The 1,974-nt window shown below is 74.9% G+C and carries 1 protein-coding gene and 1 pseudogene; both read right to left on the bottom strand.

What is annotated here, in order from left to right; all coding sequences use genetic code 11:
- Nucleotides 1-1,247 (bottom strand): oxidoreductase (locus NBW84_RS23890; protein ID WP_445548841.1); only part of this gene is annotated, 1,247 nt, incomplete at its 3' end.
- A 210-nt stretch (nucleotides 1,248-1,457) separates the two neighbouring features.
- Nucleotides 1,458-1,974, bottom strand: a pseudogene (locus NBW84_RS23885) (NADH:flavin oxidoreductase); the annotation flags it as partial.

Below are 1,974 nucleotides of genomic sequence, written 5' to 3'. Positions count from 1 at the left end.
CGCTCGAACAGGGTGACCTGGTGCCCGCGCTGGGCGGCGGTGACGGCGGCCTGCATGCCGCCGGGGCCGCCGCCGACGACGTGGACCCGCCGCCCGCGCCGGCGCGGCGCCGGCAGCGGCACCGACTCCCGGCCGGTGCGCGGGTTCTCGATGCAGCCCAGCCAGCGGTTGAGCCCCATCCGTCCCACGCACTCCTGGTTGCAGGACAGGCAGGTGCGGATCTCGGTGGCGTGCCCGGCCCGCGCCTTGGCCACGAAGTCCGGGTCGGCGATCTGGCCGCGCACCACCCCGATGAGGTCGGCGTGCCCTGCGGCCAGCGCCCGGTCGGCCTGCAGCGGGTCCTTGAACCGGCCGACGCCGACGACGGGCAGGCTCACCGCCTGTCGGATCGCGCTCGGGATGAACATCGCATAGCCCGGCGGCACCTGCATGCTCGCCTCGATCATGTAGAGGGTCGCGGTGGCGACCCCGATCGAGGTGTTGATGTAGTCGACCTTGCCGGTGGCCTCCACCAGCCGGGCCACGGCGACGGCCTCCTCGATCGTCGTCCCGCCCTCGATCAGCTCGTCGCCGCAGATCCGCACGCCGAGGGCGCGCCGCGGGCCGAGGGCCGCCCGGACCACGTCGACGATCTCCAGCAGCAGGCGGGCCCGGTTCGCCAGCTCCCCGCCGTAGGCGTCGGTGCGCCGGTTGGTCGCCGGGGAGAGGAAGCCGCGCACGATGGACGAGTGCGAGCACTGCAGCTCGACACCGTCGAACCCGCCGGCGACGCAATGCTCGGCGACCAGCCCGTAGCCGTCGACCACTTCCCGGATCTCGTGAAGCTCGACGGCCTTGGGCACCTCGCGGAACAGCGGGTCGGGCACCGGGCTGGGCGCCCACACCGGCAGCCGCGAGTACATCGACGACGCCTGGCCGCCGTTGTGGTTGATCTGGGCGAGGATCGGCACGCCGTGCGCGTGCACCGCGTCGGTGATCCGCCGGTAGCCGGGGATCACCTGCGGGTTGAACCCGTGGATGAGCTTCTCGTACGGCCAGTCCGTGGGATGCGTCGAGTGCTCCTCGGTGATGATCATCCCTGCGCCGCCCGCCGCCCGGGCCGCGTAGTAGGCCACGTGCTGGTCGGAGGGCAGGCCGTCCCGCGCGTAGTTGGTCAGGTGCGCCGAGAAGACCACCCGGTTGTCGACGGTGAGCGGCCCGATGCGTAACGGGCTGAACAGGTACCGGTAACGGCTGGTGGCACTCATGTCGCCTTCCTGGGTACGGGCTGCCGGCTGGGCGTGGCCACCGGTCCGCGCGGCCGCGCGGCCGCCGGACGCGTGGCCACCAGGCCCGTGGCTGCCGGACGAGGAGCCGCCGGACGAGGAGCCGCCGGACGCGTGGCCACCGGATGAGGAGCCACCGGACGCGTAGCCATCGGGCGCGTGGCCGCCAGCTGAAGATCCATCGGAGATGGCCTAGCCGCGGCGTGCCCCGGCGAGCGGCCGGGACGCCGGTGGGCTCGTGCGGCCGCCGATCTCGAGTGCGCGGCGGCGGCCCTCCAGGACCGCCTCGAGCACCGTCCGCGGCGCCACGCAGTCGCCGGCCCGGGGCGTGCCCGGCCGGGCGGTGTACAGGGCGTCCTCGGGGAGGCGGTGGCCACAGTCGACGAGCACCGCGCACGGCAGCGTGCGGCGCTCACCCGTCCAGACGTCCTCCAGCACGACCCGCCCGCCGCCGGCCTCGCGCAGCAGCACCCGCAGCTGGCGGCGTACGCCCGCCTGCTGCAGCCGGGTGTTGGCCGGCGCGAGGTCGCCGGTGAGGGAGAGCAGCGTGCCCGCCACCGTGTCGGGGGTGCCCAGGGCCACCTCGCGCCCGGCACCGGCGAGCCATTCGGCGACCCCGACCGCCACCGGCCCCCCGACCGGGTCGTGGACGAACACCGGGCCGGCGGGGACGGCGTCCAGACCGCCGCGCAGCACGTCGAGCACGTCG

Origin of the sequence: Protofrankia sp. CiP1_Cm_nod2, from assembly GCF_920664355.1 — a bacterium.
Lineage (GTDB): Bacteria > Actinomycetota > Actinomycetes > Frankiales > Frankiaceae > Protofrankia.
The sequence above is the reverse complement of the archived record's forward strand: the minus strand, read 5'-3'. Positions and strand labels throughout refer to the sequence as shown.